17 protein-coding genes are annotated in these 22,998 nt (G+C 68.5%); 12 read left to right on the top strand and 5 right to left on the bottom strand.

Annotated features, from left to right (window positions below):
- The first annotated feature begins 8 nt into the window (after positions 1-8).
- The 4 genes from wzt to AU188_RS00220 are packed head-to-tail and all read left to right on the top strand — an operon-like array spanning position 9 to position 3,034.
- Complete coding sequence (wzt, locus tag AU188_RS00235; protein WP_059100729.1) at positions 9-803, top strand: galactan export ABC transporter ATP-binding subunit Wzt/RfbE; 795 nt, start codon at positions 9-11, stop codon at positions 801-803.
- Positions 800-1,831, top strand: a complete 1,032-nt coding sequence (gene glfT1, locus AU188_RS00230; protein ID WP_082686413.1) for a galactofuranosyltransferase GlfT1 — start codon at positions 800-802, stop codon at positions 1,829-1,831. The genes wzt and glfT1 overlap by 4 nt, the downstream gene beginning before the upstream one ends.
- Positions 1,828-2,658, top strand: coding sequence for a galactan export ABC transporter permease subunit Wzm/RfbD (gene wzm / locus AU188_RS00225; RefSeq protein ID WP_059100728.1), 831 nt, complete (start codon positions 1,828-1,830; stop codon positions 2,656-2,658). Before glfT1 ends, wzm begins: the two co-directional genes overlap by 4 nt.
- 58 nt (positions 2,659-2,716) lie before the next feature.
- Positions 2,717-3,034 (top strand): TFIIB-type zinc ribbon-containing protein, encoded by a 318-nt coding sequence (locus tag AU188_RS00220; protein WP_059100727.1) that lies wholly within the window; start codon positions 2,717-2,719, stop codon positions 3,032-3,034.
- 4 nt (positions 3,035-3,038) lie between these two features.
- On the opposite strand, the gene AU188_RS00215 is transcribed toward AU188_RS00220, so the two are convergent.
- Both AU188_RS00215 and AU188_RS00210 read right to left on the bottom strand, forming a co-directional pair.
- Positions 3,039-3,797 carry a phosphotransferase family protein gene (locus AU188_RS00215; protein ID WP_059161738.1) on the bottom strand — a complete coding sequence of 253 codons (759 nt, stop codon included), beginning with the start codon at positions 3,795-3,797 and terminating at the stop codon, positions 3,039-3,041.
- Positions 3,798-3,824: 27 nt separating this feature from the next.
- The gene (locus AU188_RS00210) at positions 3,825-4,307 is read right to left on the bottom strand and encodes a carboxymuconolactone decarboxylase family protein (protein ID WP_059161737.1); all 483 of its coding nucleotides are present in this window, start codon (positions 4,305-4,307) and stop codon (positions 3,825-3,827) included.
- A gap of 49 nt (positions 4,308-4,356) precedes the next feature.
- On the opposite strand from AU188_RS00210, the gene pdxR reads away from it, so the two are divergent.
- Both pdxR and AU188_RS00200 read left to right on the top strand, forming a co-directional pair.
- The gene (gene pdxR / locus AU188_RS00205; protein WP_059161736.1) at positions 4,357-5,778 is read left to right on the top strand and encodes a MocR-like pyridoxine biosynthesis transcription factor PdxR; all 1,422 of its coding nucleotides are present in this window, start codon (positions 4,357-4,359) and stop codon (positions 5,776-5,778) included.
- Between the two features lie 50 nt (positions 5,779-5,828).
- Positions 5,829-6,227, top strand: coding sequence for a GtrA family protein (locus AU188_RS00200; RefSeq protein ID WP_059162216.1), 399 nt, complete (start codon positions 5,829-5,831; stop codon positions 6,225-6,227).
- Between the two features lie 9 nt (positions 6,228-6,236).
- Here the strand turns inward: AU188_RS00200 and AU188_RS00195 are convergent, their stop codons facing one another.
- The 3 genes from AU188_RS00195 to AU188_RS00185 are packed head-to-tail and all read right to left on the bottom strand — an operon-like array spanning position 6,237 to position 8,940.
- The gene (locus tag AU188_RS00195; protein WP_059161735.1) at positions 6,237-6,548 is read right to left on the bottom strand and encodes an ESX-1 secretion-associated protein; all 312 of its coding nucleotides are present in this window, start codon (positions 6,546-6,548) and stop codon (positions 6,237-6,239) included.
- Positions 6,545-7,114, bottom strand: a complete 570-nt coding sequence (locus AU188_RS00190; protein ID WP_059161734.1) for an LppA family lipoprotein — start codon at positions 7,112-7,114, stop codon at positions 6,545-6,547. The genes AU188_RS00195 and AU188_RS00190 overlap by 4 nt, the downstream gene beginning before the upstream one ends.
- The gene (locus AU188_RS00185) at positions 7,111-8,940 is read right to left on the bottom strand and encodes an alpha/beta hydrolase (RefSeq protein WP_059161733.1); all 1,830 of its coding nucleotides are present in this window, start codon (positions 8,938-8,940) and stop codon (positions 7,111-7,113) included. The genes AU188_RS00190 and AU188_RS00185 overlap by 4 nt, the downstream gene beginning before the upstream one ends.
- Positions 8,941-9,052: 112 nt before the next feature.
- Here AU188_RS00185 and dprE1 point away from each other — a divergent pair, with 112 nt between their 5' ends.
- The 6 genes from dprE1 to AU188_RS00155 all read left to right on the top strand — a co-directional run bounded on the left by dprE1 (position 9,053) and on the right by AU188_RS00155 (position 22,991).
- Positions 9,053-10,453, top strand: a complete 1,401-nt coding sequence (gene dprE1, locus AU188_RS00180; protein WP_059161732.1) for a decaprenylphosphoryl-beta-D-ribose oxidase — start codon at positions 9,053-9,055, stop codon at positions 10,451-10,453.
- Positions 10,454-10,465: 12 nt separating this feature from the next.
- Positions 10,466-11,245 (top strand): decaprenylphospho-beta-D-erythro-pentofuranosid-2-ulose 2-reductase, encoded by a 780-nt coding sequence (dprE2, locus tag AU188_RS00175; protein WP_059161731.1) that lies wholly within the window; start codon positions 10,466-10,468, stop codon positions 11,243-11,245.
- Positions 11,245-13,146: a galactan 5-O-arabinofuranosyltransferase gene (locus AU188_RS00170; protein ID WP_059161730.1), complete on the top strand. Its 1,902-nt coding sequence runs from the start codon at positions 11,245-11,247 to the stop codon at positions 13,144-13,146. Before dprE2 ends, AU188_RS00170 begins: the two co-directional genes overlap by 1 nt.
- Before the next feature lie 11 nt (positions 13,147-13,157).
- Positions 13,158-16,382, top strand: a complete 3,225-nt coding sequence (locus tag AU188_RS00165; RefSeq protein ID WP_059161729.1) for an arabinosyltransferase domain-containing protein — start codon at positions 13,158-13,160, stop codon at positions 16,380-16,382.
- A gap of 139 nt (positions 16,383-16,521) precedes the next feature.
- Entirely contained in the window at positions 16,522-19,800 is a 3,279-nt protein-coding gene (locus AU188_RS00160) for an arabinosyltransferase domain-containing protein (RefSeq protein ID WP_059161728.1), read from the top strand.
- The gene (locus tag AU188_RS00155; RefSeq protein ID WP_172799367.1) at positions 19,764-22,991 is read left to right on the top strand and encodes an arabinosyltransferase domain-containing protein; all 3,228 of its coding nucleotides are present in this window, start codon (positions 19,764-19,766) and stop codon (positions 22,989-22,991) included. Before AU188_RS00160 ends, AU188_RS00155 begins: the two co-directional genes overlap by 37 nt.
- The last annotated feature ends 7 nt before the right edge of the window (positions 22,992-22,998 follow it).

Raw genomic sequence — 22,998 nt, 5'->3', positions numbered from 1 at the left:
GGAGCCGGTTGGTGGTCCCGCACATCGAGACACGCAATGCGTGGGTGGAGTTCCCGATCTTCGACGCGAAGTCGCGCTCATTGAAGAAGGCGTTCCTCGGCAAGGCCGGCGGCGCGATCGGACGCAACGACTCCAACGTCGTGGTCATCGAGGCCCTGCGGGACATCACCATGTCGCTGGAACTCGGCGACCGGGTGGGCCTCGTCGGCCACAACGGCGCGGGCAAGTCGACGCTGCTGCGGCTGCTGTCGGGCATCTACGAGCCCACCCGCGGCGTGGCGACGGTGACCGGCCGGGTGGCGCCGGTGTTCGACCTCGGCGTCGGGATGGACCCGGAGATCTCGGGGTTCGAGAACATCATCATCCGCGGGTTGTTCCTCGGGCAGACCCGCAAGCAGATGCTGGCAAAGGTCGACGAGATCGCGGAGTTCACCGAACTCGGCGATTATCTGTCGATGCCGTTGCGCACGTATTCCACCGGTATGCGGGTACGTCTGGCGATGGGCGTGGTGACGAGCATCGACCCGGAGATCCTGCTGCTCGACGAGGGTATCGGCGCGGTGGACGCCGAGTTCTTGAAGAAGGCGCAGACCCGGTTGGCCGAGCTCGTCGAGCGTTCCGGAATTCTGGTGTTCGCCAGCCACTCCAACGAATTCCTGGCCCGGCTCTGCAACACCGCGATGTGGATCGACCACGGCACGGTCAAGATGACCGGCGGGATCGAGGATGTCGTCCGTGCGTATGAGGGCGACGACGCCGCCCGGCACGTTCGGGAAGTGCTCGAAGAGACGCGCCAGGGATGACCGCCGACGAGGGCTTGCCCGAGGAGCCAACCAACCCCGACGAGGGCTTGCCCGAGGAGCCAACCAACCCCGTCGTGTGCGCGGTGGTGGTCACCCACCGGCGGCCCGACGACCTGGCCAAATCGCTGGAGGCGGTGTCGGCCCAGACCCGTGCGCCCGACCATCTGATCGTCGTCGACAACGACTTCTCAGAAGGTGGCGACCAGCGCGTGGCCGAGCTGGTGGCCGGCCAGCCGGTACCGACCACGTATCTGGGATCACGGCGAAATCTCGGGGGCGCAGGCGGTTTCGCGTTGGGCATGCTGCACGCGCTGGCGCTGGGCGCCGACTGGGTCTGGCTGGCCGACGACGACGGTCGCCCCGCCGACTCCGAGGTGCTCGGCACACTGCTCGAGTGCGCCGCCCGCCACGGCCTTGCCGAAGTGTCACCGATGGTCTGCGATATGACCGACCCTGGGCGACTGGCGTTCCCGCTGCGCCGCGGCATCGTGTGGCGGCGCCGGGTCGAGGAGTTACGCACCGATGCCGGCGATCTGCTGCCGGGCATCGCGTCGCTGTTCAACGGGGCGCTGTTCGCCGCCGGGACGCTGGACGCGGTCGGTGTGCCGGATCTGCGGCTGTTCGTGCGCGGCGACGAAACCGAACTGCACCGCAGGCTGGTGCGCTCCGGGCTGCCGTTCGGCACCTGCTTGACCGCGGTGTACCTGCACCCACAGGGCGGCGACGAGTTCAAGCCGATCCTCGGCGGCCGGATGCACACCCAGCACCCGGAAAACGCTGCTAAACGTTTCTATACCTACCGCAACCGCGGCTATCTGTTGTCCCAACCCGGGCTGCGCCGGCTGCAGTTGCAGGAATGGGCCCGCTTCGGCTGGTTCTTTCTGGTGTCACGCCGCGACCCCGCCGGCCTGATGGAGTGGATTCGGTTGCGGCGCTTGGGCCGTAAGGAGAGGTTCGGCAGGCCAGCACACCTGGGCGAGCGAAGGGGCCACGCCCGTAGGGCAGGGGACGACGGGAAAAAGAGATGACGTTCACCGACGCCGCCGCGCAGTCGAGGACCATGGGCCGGGCGTGGGGCGACCTGGTCGCCGGCTTCGGCAAGCGCGAACTGTGGCTGCACCTCGGCTGGCAGGACATCAAACAGCGCTACCGCCGCTCGGTCCTCGGCCCGTTCTGGATCACGATCGCGACCGGCGCGACCGCCGTCGCCATGGGCCTGCTGTACTCGAAGCTGTTCAAACTCGAACTGGCCGAACACCTTCCGTACGTCACCCTCGGGTTGATCGTGTGGAACCTGATCAACGCGGCGATCTTGGAGGGCGCCGACGTGTTCGTCGCCAACGAGGGTCTGATCAAGCAGTTGCCGACTCCGCTGTCGGTACACGTGTATCGACTGGTGTGGCGGCAGATGATCCTGTTCGCCCACAACATGATCATCTTCGTGATCATCGCGATGATCTATCCCAAGCCGTGGAAATGGACCGATCTGGCGGTCATTCCCGCGCTGGGGCTGATCGTGCTCAACTGCATCTGGGTATCGCTGTGCTTCGGCATCCTGGCGACGCGCTACCGCGACATCAGCCCCCTGCTGAACAGCCTGGTGCAACTGCTGTTCTTCATGACGCCGATCATCTGGAACGAATCGACCCTGCAGCAGCAGGGCGCGGCTCAGTACGCGAAGGTCGTCGAACTCAACCCGCTGCTGCACTATCTCGACATCGTGCGTGCGCCGCTGCTCGGCGCCGACCAGGAACTGCGGCACTGGGTGGTGGTGCTTGTGCTGACGGTGATCGGTTGGATACTCGCGGCGTTTGCGATGCGCCAGTACCGGGCCCGCGTGCCGTACTGGGTCTGATTCTCCTACGTAAGGCACCCGGCGGAACCTGGGGAGCCACCGCGGCCGTTATGGACATATGAGCATCCCGCCATATCAACCACCGTCGTCCACACCGCAGAGCGCCGGCGGCACGTTGACGTGCCCGAAGTGTGCGGGCTCGATGCGCACATACGAACGCAACGGCATCCACCTCGAGCAGTGCGACACCTGCCGGGGCATCTTCCTCGACTTCGGCGAACTCGAGTCGCTCACCCAGATGGAGAACCGGTTCGTGCAGTCCCCGCCGCCCCCGCCGCCCGTTCAGCCGGGCTACGGCTACGGGCCCGGTTGGGGTCACCGCGGCAACAAGTACTACCGCAAGCAGGGGTTCGGCCGGCTGTTCTTCTCCAGCTAGCCGATCAGCACATTCGCGCGCAGGCGGCCAGCAACAGTTCGTCATCGGGGTGATGGGCCGCGGCCTGCACGACGGCGGCGCGCGCGAACGGTTCGAGCACCGGCCAGGGGTCGTCGTTGGGCAGCGCGGGACCGCCCGCGCCGCGGTAGGCGTCGGCGAAGCGCGTCCAGTCGTCGTCGGGAATCAGGCCCGCCGCCCAGAACCCGGCCGGCCGCGCGAGGTCCCATGCCGGGTCACCCGCGCCGAGGTCGTCGACGTCGATGAGCACCCACGGGGCGTCCCCGCGCCGGCGCCCGAGCTGGCCCAGATGCCAGTCGCCGTGCACCAGCGTCACCGGACGGTTCGGCGACCCGGCGCGCCAAACCGCGTCGGGCAGGCCGGCCGCCGCCCGGCGCACCGTCGGGTCGCCGTCCTTGCGCAATGTGTCGACCGCCCGCCGCATCCGCTGCGGCCAACCGTGCGCCGGCAAGCGCGGCGGGCGCGATTCGCAGTGCAACCTGGCCAGCAGCTGCCCGGCCTCGGCCCATGGTAAGCAACCAGGTTGCTGGGCAACGGTTTCCACCCACGGCCACTGGGTCCTCCATCGGTCGCCGACCGGCTCGGGGGTCGGCAGCAGCGGTGAGAGCAGACAGTCCGACCGGGCGGCGATGCTAAGCCGGGCGGCCAGTGCGCGGGGGTCGGTGCCCGGCCGGTGCAGCTTGTAGACGACGGCATCGGAACCGACGCCTTCGACGACGATCTGCGCACCGGACGGGGTCTGCACGCCTGAAACGGTATTGGGTGTCGGCCGTCATCGACGCCGCGGCGGTTGCTGAACGATGGCGGCGTTGATGCGGTTCCACGCGTTGATGGTGACCGCCATCGCGACGACCTGTCCCAGCTCGCGCTCGGAGAACACCCCGGCGGCTTGCGCGTACACGTCGTCAGGCACGGGGCCGTCCCGCAGGTCGGTGACCGCCTCGGTCAGCGCCAGGGCCGCGCGCTCACGCTCGGAGAACAGCCCGCCGGCCTCCCTCCATGCGGCCAGGAGATCGAGCTTCTGCTCGTCGACGCCCTGTTCACGGGCATCTCGGGTGTGCATGTCGAGGCAGAACGCGCAGTGGTTCATCTGCGACGCGCGAATCTTGATCAGCTCGCCGAGTTCGACGTCGAGATCCTTGGCGGCGGCGTTGCTCAGCGTCATCATCGCGTCAAGCAACTCCGGAGACGTCTTGTAGATCTTGAGCCGGTCGGCGCTGTTGGTGGCTTCGCGGGTTTCCAGTGTCTGTGTCATGACTCCGACGCTAGTACGAAATGTCCCAGCTACATGGTTCAATTCAGGCATGGCTTCGTGGGCCAATCCGGGGACGCGCGATCTACATCTGGATCTGCGCCACCGCATCGTGCCCGGCACCCGCGGCGCGCGTGACCTGCTGATCGGCGCCCTGCGCGATGCGGTGCGCTCGGGACGACTCGCACCCGGCGCCGTGTTGCCGCCTTCGCGCAGCCTGGCCGGCGACCTCGGGCTGGCCCGCAACACCGTCGCCGAAGCCTATGCCGAGCTGGTCGCGGAAGGATGGCTCGCCTCGCGGCAGGGCGCGGGCACCTGGGTGCTCAACGCAGGCGGCGCGGCAGCCCCGGCGCGTCCCCGCCGCGGGATGCGCACCGCACCGCGGCACAACTTCATGCCCGGATCACCGGACGTTTCGGAATTCCCCCGCACCGAGTGGGTCGCATCCACCCGTCGGGCGCTGGCCAACGCGCCCACCGAGGCGCTACGCATGGGCGATCCACGCGGGCGTCTGGAACTGCGCGAGGCGATCGCCGGCTACCTCGCGCGCGTGCGTGGGGTGCGCACCACCCCGGACTCGATCGTCATCTGCGCCGGCACCCGACACGGCGTCGAGGTGCTGACGCGCGTGTTCGGCACCAGCCGGCCGATCGCAGTGGAAGCCTACGGGCTCTTTATCTTTCGCGACGCGATCGCCGCACTCGGCGGGCACACGGTGCCGATCGGCGTCGACGATCACGGCGCGGTGGTGGCCGATCTCGATGCCATAGACGTACCCGCTGCGCTTCTGACCCCCGCCCACCACAGCCCGCTCGGTATGTCGCTTCATCCGGAGCGCCGCGCCGCGGTGGTCGAGTGGGCCCGACGCGCGAACGGTTACGTGATCGACGACGACTACGACGGCGAGTTCCGCTATGACCGCCAACCCGTCGGCGCCCTGCAGGCGCTGTGTCCGGAGCGCGTCGTCTACCTCGGTTCGGCGAGCAAGAGCCTGTCGCCCGTGCTGCGCCTGGGCTGGATGGTGCTGCCGGACCAACTCGTCGAGTCGGTGCTTGCGGCCGGCGGCGGAGATCAGTTCTACGTCAACGGAATCGCGCAGCTGACGATGGCCGATTTCATCACCAGCGGCGCCTACGACAAACACATCCGACGCATGCGGATCCGGTACCGGCACCGCCGGGACACCCTCGTCGAGGCGTTGGGCGGCTTTCACATCGGGATCGGCGGGCTCAACGCGGGGCTCAATCTGCTGCTGACGCTGCCCGACGGCGCCGAACCCGAAGTGCTGCAGCGGGCGGGTGACGCCGGCGTTGCGCTGCAGGGGCTTTCGATCATGCGACACCCGCAGGCAAGTGCCGACGTGCCCGATCCCGACGGCATCATCATCGGCTTCGGCACACCGGCCGAGAATGCCTTCGCCGCGGCCGTCGACGCATTGTGCGGTGTGCTCGAGTCGAGCGGGCTGGCCCGCTGACCGCATCGCCGCCGATCGCACCGTAAGCTGCCCGGGTGGCCGAGCCGCCGATGCAGCCGAACCTCAGCCTGGGCACCCAGATGGGGCGGTTCATCATCACCGGCGGGGTTTCGGCGGTCGTCGACTTCGGGTTGTATGTCGCGTTGCTCGCCGCCGGCCTGCACGTCAACGTCGCCAAGACCGTCAGCTTCATCGCCGGCACCACGACCGCCTATCTCATCAACCGCCGGTGGACCTTTCAGGCACCGCCGAGCGCGGCGCGGTTCATCGCCGTCTGCGTGCTCTACGCCGTCACCTATGCCGTCCAGGTCGGCATCAACTACGCGTTCTATGTGGCGTGGGACGAGAAGCCGTGGCGGGTCCCGGTCGCGTTCGTCATCGCCCAGGGCACCGCGACCGTGATCAACTTCGTGGTCCAGCGCGCGGTGATCTTCCGCCTTCAGTCGTGACGGACGGTTTCACTCGCGACGGAGAGCACCGTCGAGCGCTGCGCCGGCTTCGTGGTCCTGCCGGTCGTAGACGTCGGCAGCGGCGCGCAACTTGTCGCTGAGGTCGGTCAGGTCGGTGCGCAGACGCTGCGCCTGCGTCTCGAGGATGTCGATGAACTTCCCGAATCCGGGGGTGCCCGCCTGCTTCCACGCCGCACCTTGGGTCGAGATGCTGTCGGCCACCGCTGCGCGACTCGACGCCGCCTCGTCGGCCACCACCTGCATCTGGTCGGCGGACCGGCGAACCTCGGCGGTCACCACAATGAGATTGCCGTAGGTCATGGCGTTTTGTCTCCGGGCGAGAGCCGGCACGCGATCGTTCCGGTGATCAGCGACGCTTCGATCGAGCCGAACATCAACTCGCGCCCGTCGTCACTGGTGAGCCGCACATCGTGGGCTCCTGCCGAGTTCTGCATCGCGGTGTCGGAGGTCAAGCCCGCCTCGGCGGCCAGCCGCTGCACCGCCGGCAGGGCGAGGTTCCACTCCTCGTCGGTGAACGAGTGCGGAGAAGTCAGCTTGGCGAAGTACAGCGCCACGCCCTGCCGACCGTTGCGTTCGCAGCCGGCGCGCGACTCTTCTCTGCGCCACTCCCACGGGGCACTGGCCGGCACCAGCCGGCTGACCTCACCGCGCACGCGCTCGATCAGGTCGAGCATCTGGGCTCGCGTGGCCTCGATATCGGGCAGGTCTGCGATGTCCATTGCCGGTACGTCCTCGTTCGTGATCGGGGATTCGGGTTTGTCCTGGCCGACGCTCGAGGCGCCGTCCGCACCGCCACCGCCATTGCATCCCGCGATGACCAGCGCCGCGGTCGCCAACAAGGCCGCCAACGCGCGCGTCGTCGTCATCGAATCAACCTTTCGTCGCCGTTATCCAAAGGTACTTCCGCCAGCCCACCGGTGATGATCGCCAAGTTGTAGCCGGTGGTGCGCAGCACGCCGCTGTCGTCTGATCGCGGGTAGTCGGCATGGCTCTCCGCGCCCGCGCGAGAAACGTTGTCGGTGGGACTTCTCGCCGCCTCCGAGGACAGTTGCTCCAGCGGCAGCGTGGTCGGGTTCGGTCCGAATTGCCCGAGATCACCGGCCGACGGCATCGGGATCGGTCCGAGCTTGGGGTCTCCGGAGATCCAGTCCCCCGGCGCGCTCATGACGTATGCGTGGCCGTCCTGCAAGAACATGTCGGCCTCGTCGCCGATGGGACGCATCACCTCCAGCGGGACGCCATGGACGCCGGTGACCGAGCCGACTTCGTCGGTGTGCCCGAGGCCCGGCGACCCGTAGAACGCGGCGTCGTCGACCACCCCGGTCTGGCCGAGCTCGTAGAGCGCCTGCGCGGTGGTGAGCGAACCGTAGGAATGCCCCAGCGCCGACAAGTGCACATCCGATCCGTGTTCGTTGGTCGCGTTGATTCCGCGGTAGAAATCGGCGAGATCCGGCGCGGCGTCGTTGGCCCGGTTCTCGAAACCGGCCTCCAACACCGAGATGTCCTTGCCCGGTGGCTCATAGCCGAGCCATGCGATCGTCGACACCTCCTCCCCGGGGCGCTTGGCGAGCTCGAGCTGGTTGACGGTCTCGTTGCGCAGCGCGGTGGCCTCGTTGACCATGCCCGGCAGACTGGTCGGTCGGGTGTCGACGCCCGGCGTCGTCACGCTGACATGTTCGGCGGTGTCGGGATTGCCGACCGCGATGGCGGCCCGGGCTTCCCTGTCTTCCGGGAACTCCAACAGCATCAGGTACTTGTTCGGGTCGTACGCGCTCTCGGTCTTGCCGTCCACCGACATCGCGGCCCTCATAGCCCTCGCATCGTTCAACCGATCCTGCCGTTCGGCCACCATCCGGCTGTACTCCGACCGCTTGATCGCCGATCCGGGGCCCGCGCCGGTGCCGCCCAGGTACTCCTCCAGTGTCGGCAACTCGTCGACGGCCCGCTGCGCGTCGGCCAGTTCGCGGTCCAGCGCCGCCTTGTTCAGCTCACTGCGCACCGGGGTCGGCACCCCGTCGCGGTTGGCGATCCAGTCTGGATGTTCGGCCTTGACCTTGTCCTGCTCCTCCTGCGACAGCGCGTTCCACCACCCCGTGACGTCTTCGGGCGTGGCGCCCTCGCCCTCGGGCGGATACGGTGCCGACAGACCCGACTGGTCACGGCCCATCTGCTGGGCGCCGGCGAAATCGGTGGCGCCCTTCGAGGTGATGTCGCCGTCTTCGAGGTGACCGAACACCTCGGCGCAGTCGGCGTCGACGTCCTCGGCCTGACGTATGAGCGCCTTGGCCCGCGCCTCGATGTTGTCGGCGATCGGGCGCAACTCGTCACGCATGTCCGGCGGCGCGTTGATCGTGACGTCGCCGTTGTCGGACAGGGTGAGCAAGCCGGCCTGCGCGGCGATGTCGGCACGGATGGCGTCGAGTTCGGTCTGCAGTTTCTCGACCGCCGCGGCGGTCTCCGACGCGAGTTGCTGCACGGCGCCGATCACCGCGACGTCGTCGAGCACCCGACCGGTCGTCTCGTCGATCTTGCCCCGCGCGGCGTCCGCGGCAGGCGATTCCCAGCCCGGCAGCCGGGAGATGAGCTCGAGGTCGGAGGCGACTCCCTCGATGGTCGTCAGCTCGCCGCCGAGCTCGAACGCGATGGACCGCAACGCACCCACGTTCCAGGTGTCGATGTCGCTGAGCAGCATCGGCGGTGACCCCTAACAGTCGCCTGACCACGCTAACTCACCGGCACACGTGGTCCGTGCACCAATTTCCGGCTCTCCGGGGCTCGACCCGCCGCACGGTACCCTCGTCACGATGTCCGAGAACCTGCCGACGACTTCGCGTGCCCTGACCGGCTTCGGGCGCACTGCACCGTCGGTCGCCCAGGTGCTGCGCACCCCCGACGTCGAGGTGATCGCCCGCGCCGTTCGGGAAGCCGCCGACCCCGCCGCGACGAGTCCGTCCTTCCTGCGCCGTGGTGTGCTCGCCCGTGGGCTCGGCCGGTCCTATGGCGACCAGGCGTGCAACGGCGGTGGGCTCGTCGTCGACATGACCGCGCTGAACACGATCCACTCGATAAGCGCCGACACCGCCGTCGCCGACGTGGACGCGGGCGTCAGCCTGCATCAGCTGATGAAGGCGGCGCTGCCGTTCGGGTTGTGGGTTCCGGTGCTGCCGGGCACCCGGCAGGTCACCGTCGGCGGAGCCATCGCCTCCGACATCCACGGCAAGAACCACCACAGCGCCGGCAGCTTCGGCAACCACGTGTTGTCGATGGACCTGTTGATGGCCGACGGCGAGGTGCGCGCCCTGACGCCCGACGGGCCGGACAGCGAGCTCTTCTGGGCCACCGTCGGCGGTAACGGCCTCACCGGCATCGTGCTGCGCGCCCGTATCGCGATGACCCGCACCGAGACCGCCTACTTCATCGCCGACGGGGTGGCCACCAAAGACCTCGACGAGACCATAGCCGTGCACCTCGACGGCAGCGAGGACCGCTACACCTACTCCAGCGCCTGGTTCGATCTCATCAGCCCGCCACCGAAGCTCGGCCGCGCCTCGATCAGCCGCGGCAGCCTCGCGACACTGGACCAGCTGCCACCGAAACTGGCCAAGAACCCGTTGAAATTCGATGCGCCGCAACTACTGACGGTGCCCGACGTGTTTCCGGTCAGCGCGATGAACAAGCTGTCGTTCATGGCCATCGGCGAGGTGTACTACCGGCTCGGCGGTACCTACAGCGGCAAGATCATGAATCTGTCGCAGTTCTACCACATGCTCGACCTGGTCAGCGGGTGGAACAACGCTTATGGCCCAGCAGGTTTCGCACAGCACCAGTTCCTGGTGCCGCCCGACGCGCTCGAGGAGTTCAAGGCCATCATCGGTTGGATCCAGACCCGCGGCCACTACTCTGCGCTGAACGTGTTCAAGCTGTTCGGACCCGGCAACCGTGCGCCACTGAGCTTTCCGATGGCCGGCTGGAACGTCGCGATGGACTTCCCGAACAAAGCCGGCGTCAACGAATTCCTCAACGAACTCGACGACCGGGTCATGGAGTTCGGTGGCCGGGTGTATACGGCGAAGGACTCTCGCGTCAGCGCCGAACGGTTCCACAAGATGTATCCCCGTATCGATGAGTGGATCGTCGTGCGCCGCAAGGCCGACCCGAACGGCGTCTTCGCATCCGATATGGCCCGACGCTTGGAGCTCTTGTAATGGTTCACAAAAATGCTTGATGCCGTTGGTAATCCCCAAACGATCCTGCTGCTCGGCGGTACGTCCGAGATCGGGCTGGCGATCTGCGAGCGCTACCTGCGCAACGCCCACGCCCGGATCGTCTTGGCTGACCTGCCCGACCACCCGCGCAAGGACAACGCCATCGCGGCGATGAAGGCGGCCGGCGCGAAGTCGGTCGAGTGGATCGACTTCGACGGCACCGACACCGACGGCCACCCGGCCGTGATCGACGCCGCGTTCGCCGACGGTGATGTCGATGTGGCGATCGTGGCGTTCGGCCTGCTCGGTAATGCCGAAGAGCTGTGGCAGGACCAGCGAAAGGCCGTGCAGATCGCCGAGATCAATTACACCGCAGCGGTTTCGGTCGGCGTGCTGCTCGGCGAGAAGATGCGCGCTCAGGGCTTCGGACAGATCATCGCGATGAGCTCGGCGGCCGGTGAGCGGGTGCGGCGGTCCAACTTCGTGTACGGCTCCACCAAGGCCGGCCTGGACGGCTTCTACCTCGGGCTGGGAGAAGCGTTGCGGGAGTACGGCGTTCGAGTGCTGGTCATCAGACCCGGGCAGGTTCGCACCACGACCACCGTCGAGCACTGGAAGGCGACCGGCACGAAGGAGGCGCCGTTCACCGTCGACAAGGAGGACGTCGCCGAACTGGCGGTCACGGCAGCAGCCAAGGGCAAGGAACTGGTATGGGCGCCGGGAGCGTTCAGGTACGTGATGATGGTGTTGCGACACATCCCACGGCCGATCTTCCGCAAGCTTCCCATCTGATGCGCGGCACGCTGGCCGTCATCGGCCAGATGGCGGCGGCTGCTGCGGTGGCGGTCGTCGTGGCGGTGATCTCCCTTGCCGCGATCGCCCGGGTGGAGTGGCCCGCGTACAACTCGTCGAATCAGCTGCACGCGCTGACAACAGTCGGCCAATTCGCCTGCCTGACGGGGCTGTTGGTGTGCGGCTGGGTGTGGCGGTGCGGGCGTCGCCTTATCGCCAAGGGCGCGGCGACGCTGTTCCTGTCCGCGTTCTCCGTTGTGACGCTGGCGATGCCGCTGGGAGCCACCCGGCTCTATCTGCACGGCATCTCCGTCGACCAGGCGTTCCGCACCGAGTATCTGACCCGGCTGACCGACACCGCCGCGCTGCGCGACATGACCTACATCGGGCTCCCGCCGTTCTATCCGCCGGGCTGGTTCTGGATCGGCGGGCGTCTTGCCGCGCTGACCGGGACGCCCGCATGGGAGATGTTCAAACCGTGGGCGATCATCTCGATCACCGTCGCGATCGTGGCGGCGTTCGTGTTGTGGGCGGCCATGATCCGGTTCGAGTACGCACTCGTCGTCACGACCGCCACCGCCGCCGCCACGCTCGCGTACTCGCCGGCCGAGCCGTACGCCGCGATCATCACCGTGCTGTTGCCGCCGGTTTTCGTGCTGGCCTGGTCGGGACTGCGCGGAGGCGATCGGGTTGTGCGCGGAGGCGGGCCGCACGGGGTGGCGGGCGGGAGGACGCGAGCCGGGTGGGCCGCGGTCATCGGCACCGGATTGTTCCTCGGCGCGGCGGCACTGTCGTACACCCTGCTGTTCGCCTACGCCGCGTTCACGTTGGCGATCATGGCGTTCACGATCGCCGTCGCCCGGAAGCGCGTCGAGCCGCTGCTGCGACTCGTCGTCATCGCGGTGATCTCCGGTGCCATGTGGCTGATCGGCCTGGGTCCGTGGCTGCTGGCCGCGATCACCGGTGAGCCCGCCGATTCCGGCACGGCACAGCACTACCTGCCGACCGACGGTGCGCAACTCGAGTTTCCGATGCTGCACTTCACGCTGCTCGGGGCGTTGTGCATGCTCGGCACGCTGTGGCTGGTCTGGCGCGCCCGGTCATCGACCCGGGCCGGCGCGCTCGCGATCGCGGTGCTGGCCGTCTACGCCTGGTCACTGCTGTCGATGCTGACCACGCTGGCGGGCACGACGTTGTTGTCGTTCCGGCTGAACCCGACGCTGACCGTGCTGTTGACCGCGGCCGGCGCGTTCGGCTTCATCGATGTCACGCGCGCGGTCGCGGCGCGGGTGCGGCGGGAGAACGCGAAACGGGTCGTCGCGGTGGCGGCCACGCTGGGCGCACTCGGCGCGGTCACGTTCAGCCAGGACATTCCCGACGTGCTGCGCTCCGACATCATCGTCGCCTACACCGACACCGACGGCTACGGTCAGCGCGCCGACCGGCGGCCGCCCGGCGCCGAGCGCTACTACCGCGAGATCGACGCCAAGATCGCCGAGGTGACCGGCCGGCCGCGCGACGAGACCGTCGTGCTGACCGCGGACTACAGCTTTCTGTCGTACTACCCCTACTACGGCTTCCAGGGGCTGACGTCGCACTACGCGAACCCGCTGGCGCAGTTCGAAAAGCGGGCCGAAGCCATCGAGGGCTGGGCGACGCTGACCGACGCCGACCAGTTCGTCGAGGCGCTCGACACGCTGCCGTGGCAGCCGCCGACGGTGTTTCTGATGCGCCGCGGCGCCGACGACACCTACACGCTTCGGCTGGCATCGGACGTCTATCCCAACCAGCCGAACGTGCGCCGCTATCACGTCGCGCTCGACGAGGCCCTGTTCGACGACCCGCGCTTCGAGGTGTCCACCATCGGCCCGTTCGTGCTGGCGATTCGGCAGCCCAATTAGGATCGAACCCCGTGGTCGGTGAAGCCGGGGTCGCGTCCAACCATCGGACCGTGCGGCTGATTGCCATCGTCGCCGGGTTGCTCGGCGCCCTGCTCGCGATCGCGACCCCGTTGCTGCCGGTCACGCAGACGACCGCGCAGCTGAACTGGCCGCAGAACGGCGTGTTGCAGAGTGTGAACGCCCCGCTCATCGGCTACGTCGCGACCGACCTGCAGATCAGCGTGCCGTGCCGCGCGGCGGCTCCTTTGGCTCGGCCGGAGAACCGCGGTCGCACGGTGCTGCTGTCGACGGTGCCCAAACAGGCGCCCAAGGCCGTCGACCGCGGACTGCTCATCGAGCGGGTCAACAACGACCTGCTGGTGATCGTGCGCAACACCCCGGTGGTCAGCGCCCCGCTGGATCAGGTGCTCAGCCCGCAGTGCGAGCGGCTGACCTTCACTGCGCATGCCGACAAGGTGACCGGCGAGTTCGTCGGCCTCGTACAAGGTGCCGACGACCGGGATCCCGGGGAACCGCTGCGCGGCGAGCGCGGCGGCTACGACTTCCGGCCGCAGATCGTCGGGGTCTTCACCGATCTGAGCGGTCCGGCGCCGCCGGGACTGGAGTTCTCCGCGACCCTCGACTCCCGGTACAGCACGTCACCCACCCTGCTCAAGACGCTCGCGATGGTCGTCGGGGTGGCGATGACGGTAATCGCGTTGGCCGCCTTGCACATGCTGGACACCGCAGACGGCCGTCGGGCCAAGCGGTTCCTGCCGCCGCGGTGGTGGACACTGCGGCCGCTGGACGGGCTCGTCGCCGCGGTTCTGGTGTGGTGGCACTTCGTCGGCGCGAACACCGCCGACGACGGCTACATCCTGACCATGGCCCGGGTGTCCGAGCAGGCCGGCTACATGGCCAACTACTACCGCTGGTTCGGCACTCCCGAAGCGCCGTTCGGGTGGTACTACGACCTGCTGGCGCTGTGGGCGCACGTCAGCACGCACAGCGTGTGGATGCGGCTGCCGACTCTGGTGATGGCGCTGGCGTGCTGGTGGGTGATCAGCCGCGAGGTGATCCCGCGCCTGGGGCACGCGGTCAAGTCCACCCCGGCGGCGGCGTGGACGGCGGCGGGTCTGTTCCTGGCGTTCTGGCTGCCGCTGAACAACGGCCTGCGCCCCGAACCGATCATCGCGCTCGGCATTCTGCTCACCTGGTGCTCGGTCGAACGCGGGGTCGCCACGAGCCGGCTGCTGCCGGTCGCGATCGCGGTCATCATCGGCGCGCTCACACTGTTCTCCGGCCCGACCGGCATCGCGGCGGTCGGCGCGCTGCTGGTGGCCGTCGGACCGCTGAAAACAATTGTCGCAGCGCATGTTTCGCGATTCGGGTATCTCGCCCTGCTGGCGCCGATTCTGGCCGCTGCCACCGTCACGATCATCTTGATCTTCCGGGACCAGACGCTGGCCGCCGAACTGCAGGCCAGCACGTTCAAGTCCGCGGTCGGGCCGAGCCTGAGCTGGTTCGACGAGCACATCCGCTACGAGCGGCTGTTCACGCTGAGCCCGGACGGTTCGGTCGCACGACGGTTCGCGGTGCTCACGCTGCTGCTGGCGCTGGCCGTGTCGGTGGCGATGTCGTTGCGCAAGTTCAGGATTCCCGGTACTGCGCTGGGACCGAGCCGCCGCATCATCGGCATCACGGTGATCTCGTTCCTGGCGATGATGTTCACGCCCACCAAGTGGACGCATCACTTCGGCGTGTTCGCCGGCCTGGCCGGCTCGCTGGGCGCGTTGGCCGCGGTCGCCGTCACCGTGACCGCGATGCGCTCGCGGCGCAACCGATCGGTGTTCGCCGCCGCGGTGCTGTTCGCGATGGCGCTCTCGTTCGCCACCGTCAACGGCTGGTGGTACGTCTCGAATTTCGGGGTGCCTTGGTCGAATCAGATGCCGGAGTGGAAGTTCGGCTTCAGCACCATCCTGCTCGGGCTGGCCGTGCTGGCGCTGCTGGCCGCGGCGTGGTTCCACTTCTCCGGGCGAGACGTGTCGCCGCCGGGGCCACCACGTCGGTGGCAGCGGATCGTGCGGTCGCCCCTGGCCGTGGCCACCTGGCTGGTGGTGGTGTTCGAGGTGGTCTCGCTGACGCTGGCGATGGTCGACCAGTACCCGGCATGGAGTGTCGGGCGTTCCAACCTCGAAGCCTTGACCGGAAAGACCTGCGGCATGGCCGAGGACGTGCTCGTCGAGGAGAACCCGAACGCCGGCATGCTGAACCCCATCGGCACGCCGGTCGGCGAGGCGCTCGGCGCCGTGACTGCACAGGGCTTCGGCCCCAACGGAATTCCCACCGACGTCTCCGCCGACGAAGCGATGAGCGGAGAAGGCACCTCCACCAACTTCGCCGACACCGACGCAGACGAGGACCAGGCCGGCAACGGCGGCACCGAAGGCGGGACCACCGCCGCAGCGGGCGTCAACGGCTCGCGGGCCCGGCTGCCCTACGACCTCGATCCCGCCCGCACACCGGTGATGGGCAGCTGGCGTCCGGGCACACAGCAGCCGGCGCAGTTGCGCTCGGCCTGGTACCGCCTGCCCTCGCGCGACGAGGCCGGGCCGCTGCTGGTTGTCGCGGCGGCCGGCCGCTTCGACCCCGGCGAGGTCGTCGTGCAGTGGGCCACCGACGCACAGGCGCGCGACGACGAGCCCGGTGGCGCGCTCGGGTTCGCCGACGTCGGGGCCGCTCCCGCATGGCGCAACCTGCGGGCGCCGATGGCCGCGATCCCGCAGCAGGCCACGCAGATCCGGCTGGTGGCCACCGACGACGACCTCGACCCGCAGCACTGGATCGCGTTGACGCCGCCGCGAATCCCGAACCTGCGCACGCTGCAGGACGTCGTCGGCTCCGAGGATCCCGTCCTGCTCGACTGGCTGGTCGGTTTGGCCTTCCCCTGCCAGCGGCCGTTCGGGCACCAGAACGGCGTCATCGAGGTGCCCGAGTGGCGGATCTTGCCCGACCGGTTCGGCGCCGAGGCCAACTCCCCGGTGATGGACTACCTCGGCGGCGGGCCGCTCGGCATCACCGAGCTACTCGTGCGCGCCACAACGGTGCCGACCTACCTCGAGGACGACTGGTTCCGGGACTGGGGCTCGCTGCAGCAGCTCACCCCGTGGTACCCGAACGCCGAGCCGGCCCGGCTGGACCTGGGCACCGCGACGCGCAGCGGGCTGTGGAGCCCGGCCCCGCTGCGTCTTTCCTGATACGCCTCGCCGACGCAATGTCACGCTGAGAGCGTCGTCACGGCTATATGTACACGGCGACGCTCTCAGACTGACGTTGTGGACCGCGACGGCCTGCCGTCGTCAGCCCGGACGGTTTCGTCGCCTACCATCGACCCTCGTGCCACGCGACGAAGATCAGCGGACCCACCGGTTCGCGCGACTGATCGCGGTCGTCGCAGGCATCGCCGGTGTATTGCTGTGCGGGCTGGTCCCACTCCTGCCGGTGAAGCAGACCACCGCGACGATCCTGTGGCCGCAAGCGCCCGGCCCCGACGGTTTCGTCACCGACATCACCGCGCCGCTGGTCTCCGGCGCGCCGCAGGCCCTCGACATCTCGATCCCCTGCCAGGCCGTCGCCACCCTGCCCGAGGCCGGTGGCCTGGTGTTGTCGACGGTCCCGCCGGCGGGTATCGACGCCAGCCGCAACGGGCTGTTCGTGCGGGCCACCTCCGACGTCGTGGTGGTGGCGTTCCGTGACTCCGTCGCCGCGGTCGCGCCGCGGCCTGCTGTCGAGTCCGGGACCTGCAGCACGCTGCACATCTGGGCGAATCCAGGGCAGGTCGGCGCCGACTTCGTCGGGCTGCCCGTCGCCGCAGGGACGCTGCCCCCGGAAGAGAAGCCGCAGGTCGCAGGGGTCTTCACGGATCTGAAGGTGGCGGCGCAGGACGGGCTGTCGGCGCGCATCGACGTCGACACCCGGTTCATCAGCTCGCCCACCGCGCCCAAGCTCGCGGCGATGGTGCTCGGGGTGGCGAGCGTGATCGCGTCGATCGTGGCGTTGGCGGTGCTCGACCGCCGGCACCGCCGTCGCGTACCGGGGGCCTGGCGACGGTTCTGGCGCGTCGGCCTCGGGCACTGGCTCGCCGACGCCGGCGTCGTCGGCACCCTGCTGCTGTGGCACGTCATCGGCGCCTTGTCGTCCGACGACGGCTACAACCTGACGATCGCGCGCGTCTCCGCCGAGGCCGGCTACACCGCGAACTACTACCGCTTCTTCGGCGCCACCGAGGCGCCGTTCGACTGGTACCAGTCGGTGCTCGCAGCCTTCGCGACGGTCAGCACCGCGAGCGTGTGGATGCGGCTGCCCGCGACGCTGGCCGCGATCGGCGCGTGGCTGATCGTCAGCCGATGCGTGCTGCCCCGACTCGGCCGCCGACTGGCGGTGAACAAGGTCGCCGTGTGGACTGCGGGGGCGGTGTTCCTCGCGGCGTGGTTGCCGTTCAACAACGGCCTACGGCCCGAACCGCTGATCGCGTTCGGCACCGTCGCGGTGTGGGTGCTGGTCGAGAACGCGGTCGCGACCCGGCGGACGTGGCCGGCCGCGCTGGCGATCGTCGTCGCCGTGTTCAGCGTGACGCTGGCCCCGCAGGGTCTGATCGCGATCGCGCCACTGCTCGTCGGATCCCGCGCGATCGTGCGCACCGTTCGCGCCCGGCGCCCGGTCGACGGCATCCTGGCGCCACTTGCGACGCTGTTGGCGGCGCTTGCCCTGATCTTCGTGGTGGTGTTCCGGGACCAGACCCTGGCGACGGTCGCCGAGTCGGCACGCATCAAATATGTGGTCGGCCCGACCATCGCCTGGTACCAAGAGTTTCTGCGCTACTACTTCCTCACCGTCGAGGACAGCGTCGACTCGTCGCTGACCCGGCGCTTCGCGGTGCTGGTGCTGATGCTCTGCCTGTTCGGGATGCTGGCCGTGTTGCTGCGGCGCGGCGGCGTCCCGGGCATGGCCCGCGGGTCGGTCTGGCGGCTGATCGGGTCGACGGCGATCGGCCTGCTCCTGCTGACGTTCACGCCGACGAAGTGGGCGGTGCAGTTCGGTGTGTTCGCCGGGCTGGCGGGTGCGCTCGGGGCGGTGACCGCGTTCGCGTTCTCCCGGGTCGGTCTGCACAGCCGACGTAACCTCGCGCTGTACGTCACCGCGCTGCTGTTCGTATTGGCCTGGGCGACATCGGGTATCAACGGCTGGTTCTATGTCGGCAACTACGGTGTGCCGTGGTTCGACAAGCAGCCGGTGATCGCCGGTATCCCGGTCACGGGCATCTTCCTCGCGCTGGCGATCCTGACGGGCCTGCTCGCGGGATGGCTGCACTTCCGGATGGACTACGCGGGCCACACGCAGGTCGCCGACACCCGGCGCAACCGGGTGCTCGCGTCGACGCCGCTGCTGGTGGTGGCGACCATCATGGTGGTGCTCGAAGTGGGTTCGATGGCCAAGGGCGCCGTGCAGCGCTATCCCGTCTACACGACCGCCAAGGCGAACCTCTCCGCCCTGAAGTCGGGGCTCTCGGACACCAGCTGCGCGATGGCCGACGACGTGCTGGTCGAGGCGGACACGAACGCCGGTATGCTGCAACCGGTTCCGGGACAACGCTTCGGCGAGTACGGTCCGCTCGGCGGCGAGGACCCGGTCGGTTTCACGCCCAACGGCGTCAGCGACACGCTGGACCCGCCCGAACCGATCACCGCGAACCCCGGCACGGTGAACTCCGACGGCTCGCCGAACGAGCCGAACATCGGCATCGGTTTCGCGGCAGGGACCGGCGGCGGCTACGGCCCGGTCGGGGTCAACGGTTCGAACGTCTTCCTGCCGTTCGGTCTCGACCCCGAACGCACGCCGGTGATGGGCAGCTACGACGAGAACAACCTTGCGGCCGAGGTCACTTCGGCCTGGTACCAACTGCCGCCTCGAAGCCCCGATCGGCCGTTGGTCACCGTCGCGGCCGCGGGCGCCATCTGGTTCTACGAGGAGGACGGCTCGTTCAACTACGGGCAGTCCCTGAAGTTGCAGTGGGGTGTGCACCGTCCCGACGGCAGCTACCTCCCGCTGGCCGAGGTGCAGCCGATCGACGTCGGACCGGGTCCCCAGAAGGCTTGGCGCAACCTGCGATTCCCGCTCGCCTGGGCGCCGCCGGAGGCCAACGTCGCGCGCATCGTGGCCGACGACCCGAACTTGTCCACCGATCAGTGGTTCGCGTTCACCCCGCCGCGGGTGCCGGTGTTGCAGACCGCTCAGCAGTTCCTCGGTGCGCAGACCCCCGTGCTGATGGACATCGCCACGGCGGCGAATTTCCCGTGCCAGCGCCCGTTCTCCGAGCATCTCGGCATCGCCGAACTGCCGGAGTACCGGATCCTTCCGAACCTCAAGCAGGTGGTCGTGTCCTCGAATCAGTGGCAGTCCGCCCAGGACGGCGGTCCGTTCCTGTTCATCCAGGCGCTGCTGCGCACGTCGACCGTGCCTACGTACCTGCGTGACGACTGGTACCGCGACTGGGGCTCGATCGAGCGTTACGACCGCGTGGTGCCCGAGTCGCAGGCGCCCGACGCGGTCGTCCAACAGGGCACGACGCGAGTGTTCGGCTGGAGCCGCAACGGACCGATCAGGGCGCTGCCGTGAGTCGAGACATCAGCGATGTGAGGATCGCCCGCTGGGTCGCGGCCATTGCCGGGCTGATCGGGTTCGTGCTGTCGGTGGCCACGCCCCTGCTTCCGGTCGAGCAGACCACCGCCACCCTGAACTGGCCGCAGCAGGGGCAGCTGAACAGCGTCACCGCGCCGTTGATCTCGCAGACGCCGGTCAGGATGTCGGTGACGGTGCCGTGCGACGTGATCCGGGAGATGCCCGCCCGCGGCGGGGTGGTGTTGGGTACCGCGCCCAAGGACGGCAAGCAGGCCGCTCTGCAGAGCCTGTTCGTGACGGTCAACGCCCAGCGCGTCGACATCACCGACCGAAACGTCGTGGTGGCCAGCGTTCCTCGGGAACGCGTCGTCGGCCCCGACTGCCAGCGGATCGAGATCACGTCCTCCGAGGAGGGCACCTTCGCGACATTCGTCGGGTTGACGAAACGGGACGGCTCGCCGCAGTACAGCGGCTTTCCGGATCCGAATCTGCGCCCCGCGATCGTGGGCGTGTTCACCGACCTGACCGGTCCGGCGCCACCGGGATTGAGCCTGTCGGCGGAGATCGACACCCGATTCACCACCACGCCGACGCCGTTGAAGCTGACGGCGATGGTGCTGGCCATCGCGTCGACCGCGATCGCGCTGCTGGCGCTGTGGCGACTGGATCGCATGGACGGCCGGCGGATGCGGCGGCTGATCCCTCAGCGCTGGCGCACCTTCACCGCCACCGACGTCGTGGTGGTCGGCGGCTTCATGGTCTGGCATGTGATCGGGGCCAACTCCTCCGACGACGGTTACATCCTCGGCATGGCGCGCGTGGCCGGGCACGCCGGCTACATGTCGAACTATTTCCGCTGGTTCGGCAGCCCGGAGGACCCGTTCGGCTGGTACTACAACCTGCTGGCGATGATGACCAGCGTCAGCGACGCGAGCATCTGGATGCGGCTGCCCGACCTGGTCTGCGGAATCGTCTGTTGGCTCTTGCTGTCCCGCGAAGTGCTGCCTCGGTTGGGGCCGGCCGTGGCGGCGAGCAAGCCCGCGCTGTGGGCCGCGGGCCTGGTGCTGCTGGCGGCGTGGATGCCGTTCAACAACGGGTTGCGCCCGGAAGGCCAGATCGCCACCGGCGCCCTGATCACCTACGTGCTGATCGAGCGGGCCATCAGCTCGGGCCGGCTCACTCCGGCCGCGTTCGCGATCCTCACGGCCTCGTTCACGCTGGGCATCCAGCCGACGGGCCTGATCGCGGTGGCCGCGCTGCTCGCCGGCGGCCGCCCGCTGCTGCGGATCCTGGTGCGGCGGCGGCGCGTCGTGGGAACCTGGCCACTGGTGCTGCCGCTGCTCGCGGCCGGCACGGTGATCCTGACGGTCGTCTTCTTCGACCAGACCTTCGCGACGGTGTTGGAAGCCACCAGGATTCGCACCGCGATCGGCCCGAACCAGGAGTGGTACACCGAGAACCTGCGCTACTACTACCTGATCCTGCCGACCGTCGACGGGTCGCTGTCGCGGCGCTTCGGCTTCCTGATCACCGCGCTGTCGCTGTTCGCGTCGATGTTCATCATGTTGCGGCGCAAGCGGATCGCCGGTGTGGCGCGCGGCCCGGCCTGGCGGCTGATGGGGATCATCCTCGGCACGATGTTCTTCCTGATGTTCACCCCGACGAAGTGGGTGCACCACTTCGGTCTGTTCGCCGCGGTGGGCGCGGCGATGGCGGCCCTGGCCACGGTGCTGGTGTCACCGAAGGTGTTGGCATGGTCCCGCAACCGGATGGCGTTCCTGGCCGCGGTGTTGTTCGTGCTGGCGCTGTGTTTCGCGACCACCAACGGCTGGTGGTACGTGTCCAGCTTCGGCGTGCCGTTCAACAACGACAAGCCTGCGATCGGCGGAATCACGCTCAGCACCATCTTTTTCGCGATGTTCGCGGTCGCGGCGCTGTGGGCGGCGTGGCTGCACTTCTCGTCACGAACCCGCGGTGAAGGCCGGATCGCACGGACGCTGACCGCCGCGCCCATTCCCGTCACGGCGGGGTTCATGGTGGTGGTGTTCGTGGGCTCGATGCTCATCGGCGTGGTTCGCCAATATCCGACGTACTCGAACGGGTGGGCCAACCTGCGTGCCTTCGCCGGCGGCTGCGGCCTGGCCGACGACGTGCTCGTCGAACCCGACAGCAACGACGGGTTCCTCCAGCCGCTGCCCGGCGATTACGGGCCGCTGGGACCGCTCGGCGGTGTCGGGCCGGTCGGGTTCACGGCCAGCGGTATGCCGGAAGAGATTGTCGCCGAGGCGATTCGGGTCAACCTTCCGATGCCGGGTACCGATTACGACTGGGACCAGCCGACCAAGCTCGAGACTCCCGGGATCAATGGTTCCACGGTCCCGCTGCCGTACGGGCTCGATCCGAAGCGGGTGCCCCTGGCGGGCAGTTACGTCGAGGGGCCGCAACAGCAGAGCACGCTGACGTCAGCGTGGTACGAACTGCCGCCCGCCGACGACGCGCATCCGCTCGTGGTCATCACCGCCGCGGGCACCATCACCGGCGACAGCGTGTTCAACGGGCGCACCGAGGGTGAGACCGTCGAACTGGAGTATGCGCGCCGCGGCCCGGACGGCGCGCCGGTACCCGCCGGCCGGCTGGTGCCCTACGACCTGGGTCCGATCCCGTCGTGGCGGAACCTGCGGTTCCCGCGGGCCGACATTCCATCCGATGCTGTCGCGGTTCGTGTTGTCGCCGAGGACCGTTCGCTGACGACCGGTGACTGGCTGGCGGTGACGCCGCCGCGGGTGCCCGAACTGCGCTCGGTGCAGGAATACGTCGGATCCGAGCAGCCGGTGCTGATGGACTGGGCCGTCGGCCTGGCGTTCCCGTGCCAGCAGCCGATGCTGCACGCCAACGGCGTCACCGAGATTCCGAAGTTCCGCATCACACCGGACTACAACGCCAAGCGCAAAGACACCGACACCTGGCAGGACGGGCTCAACGGCGGGCTGCTCGGCATCACGGACCTGTTGATGCGCGCACACGTGATGTCGACGTATCTGTCGAAGGACTGGGGCCGCGACTGGGGTTCGCTGCGCAGGTTCGTCATGACCCCCGAAGCGCAAGGGGCGAAGCCGGCGACGCTGGAATACGGCACGGCGACGCATAGCGGGTTGTACAGCCCGGGCCACATCCGCATCAAACCGTAGACGTCCG

Origin of the sequence: Mycobacterium sp. IS-3022 (assembly GCF_001500065.1) — a bacterium.
Lineage (GTDB): Bacteria > Actinomycetota > Actinomycetes > Mycobacteriales > Mycobacteriaceae > Mycobacterium.
This window is presented reverse-complemented; position numbering and strand designations above follow the sequence as displayed.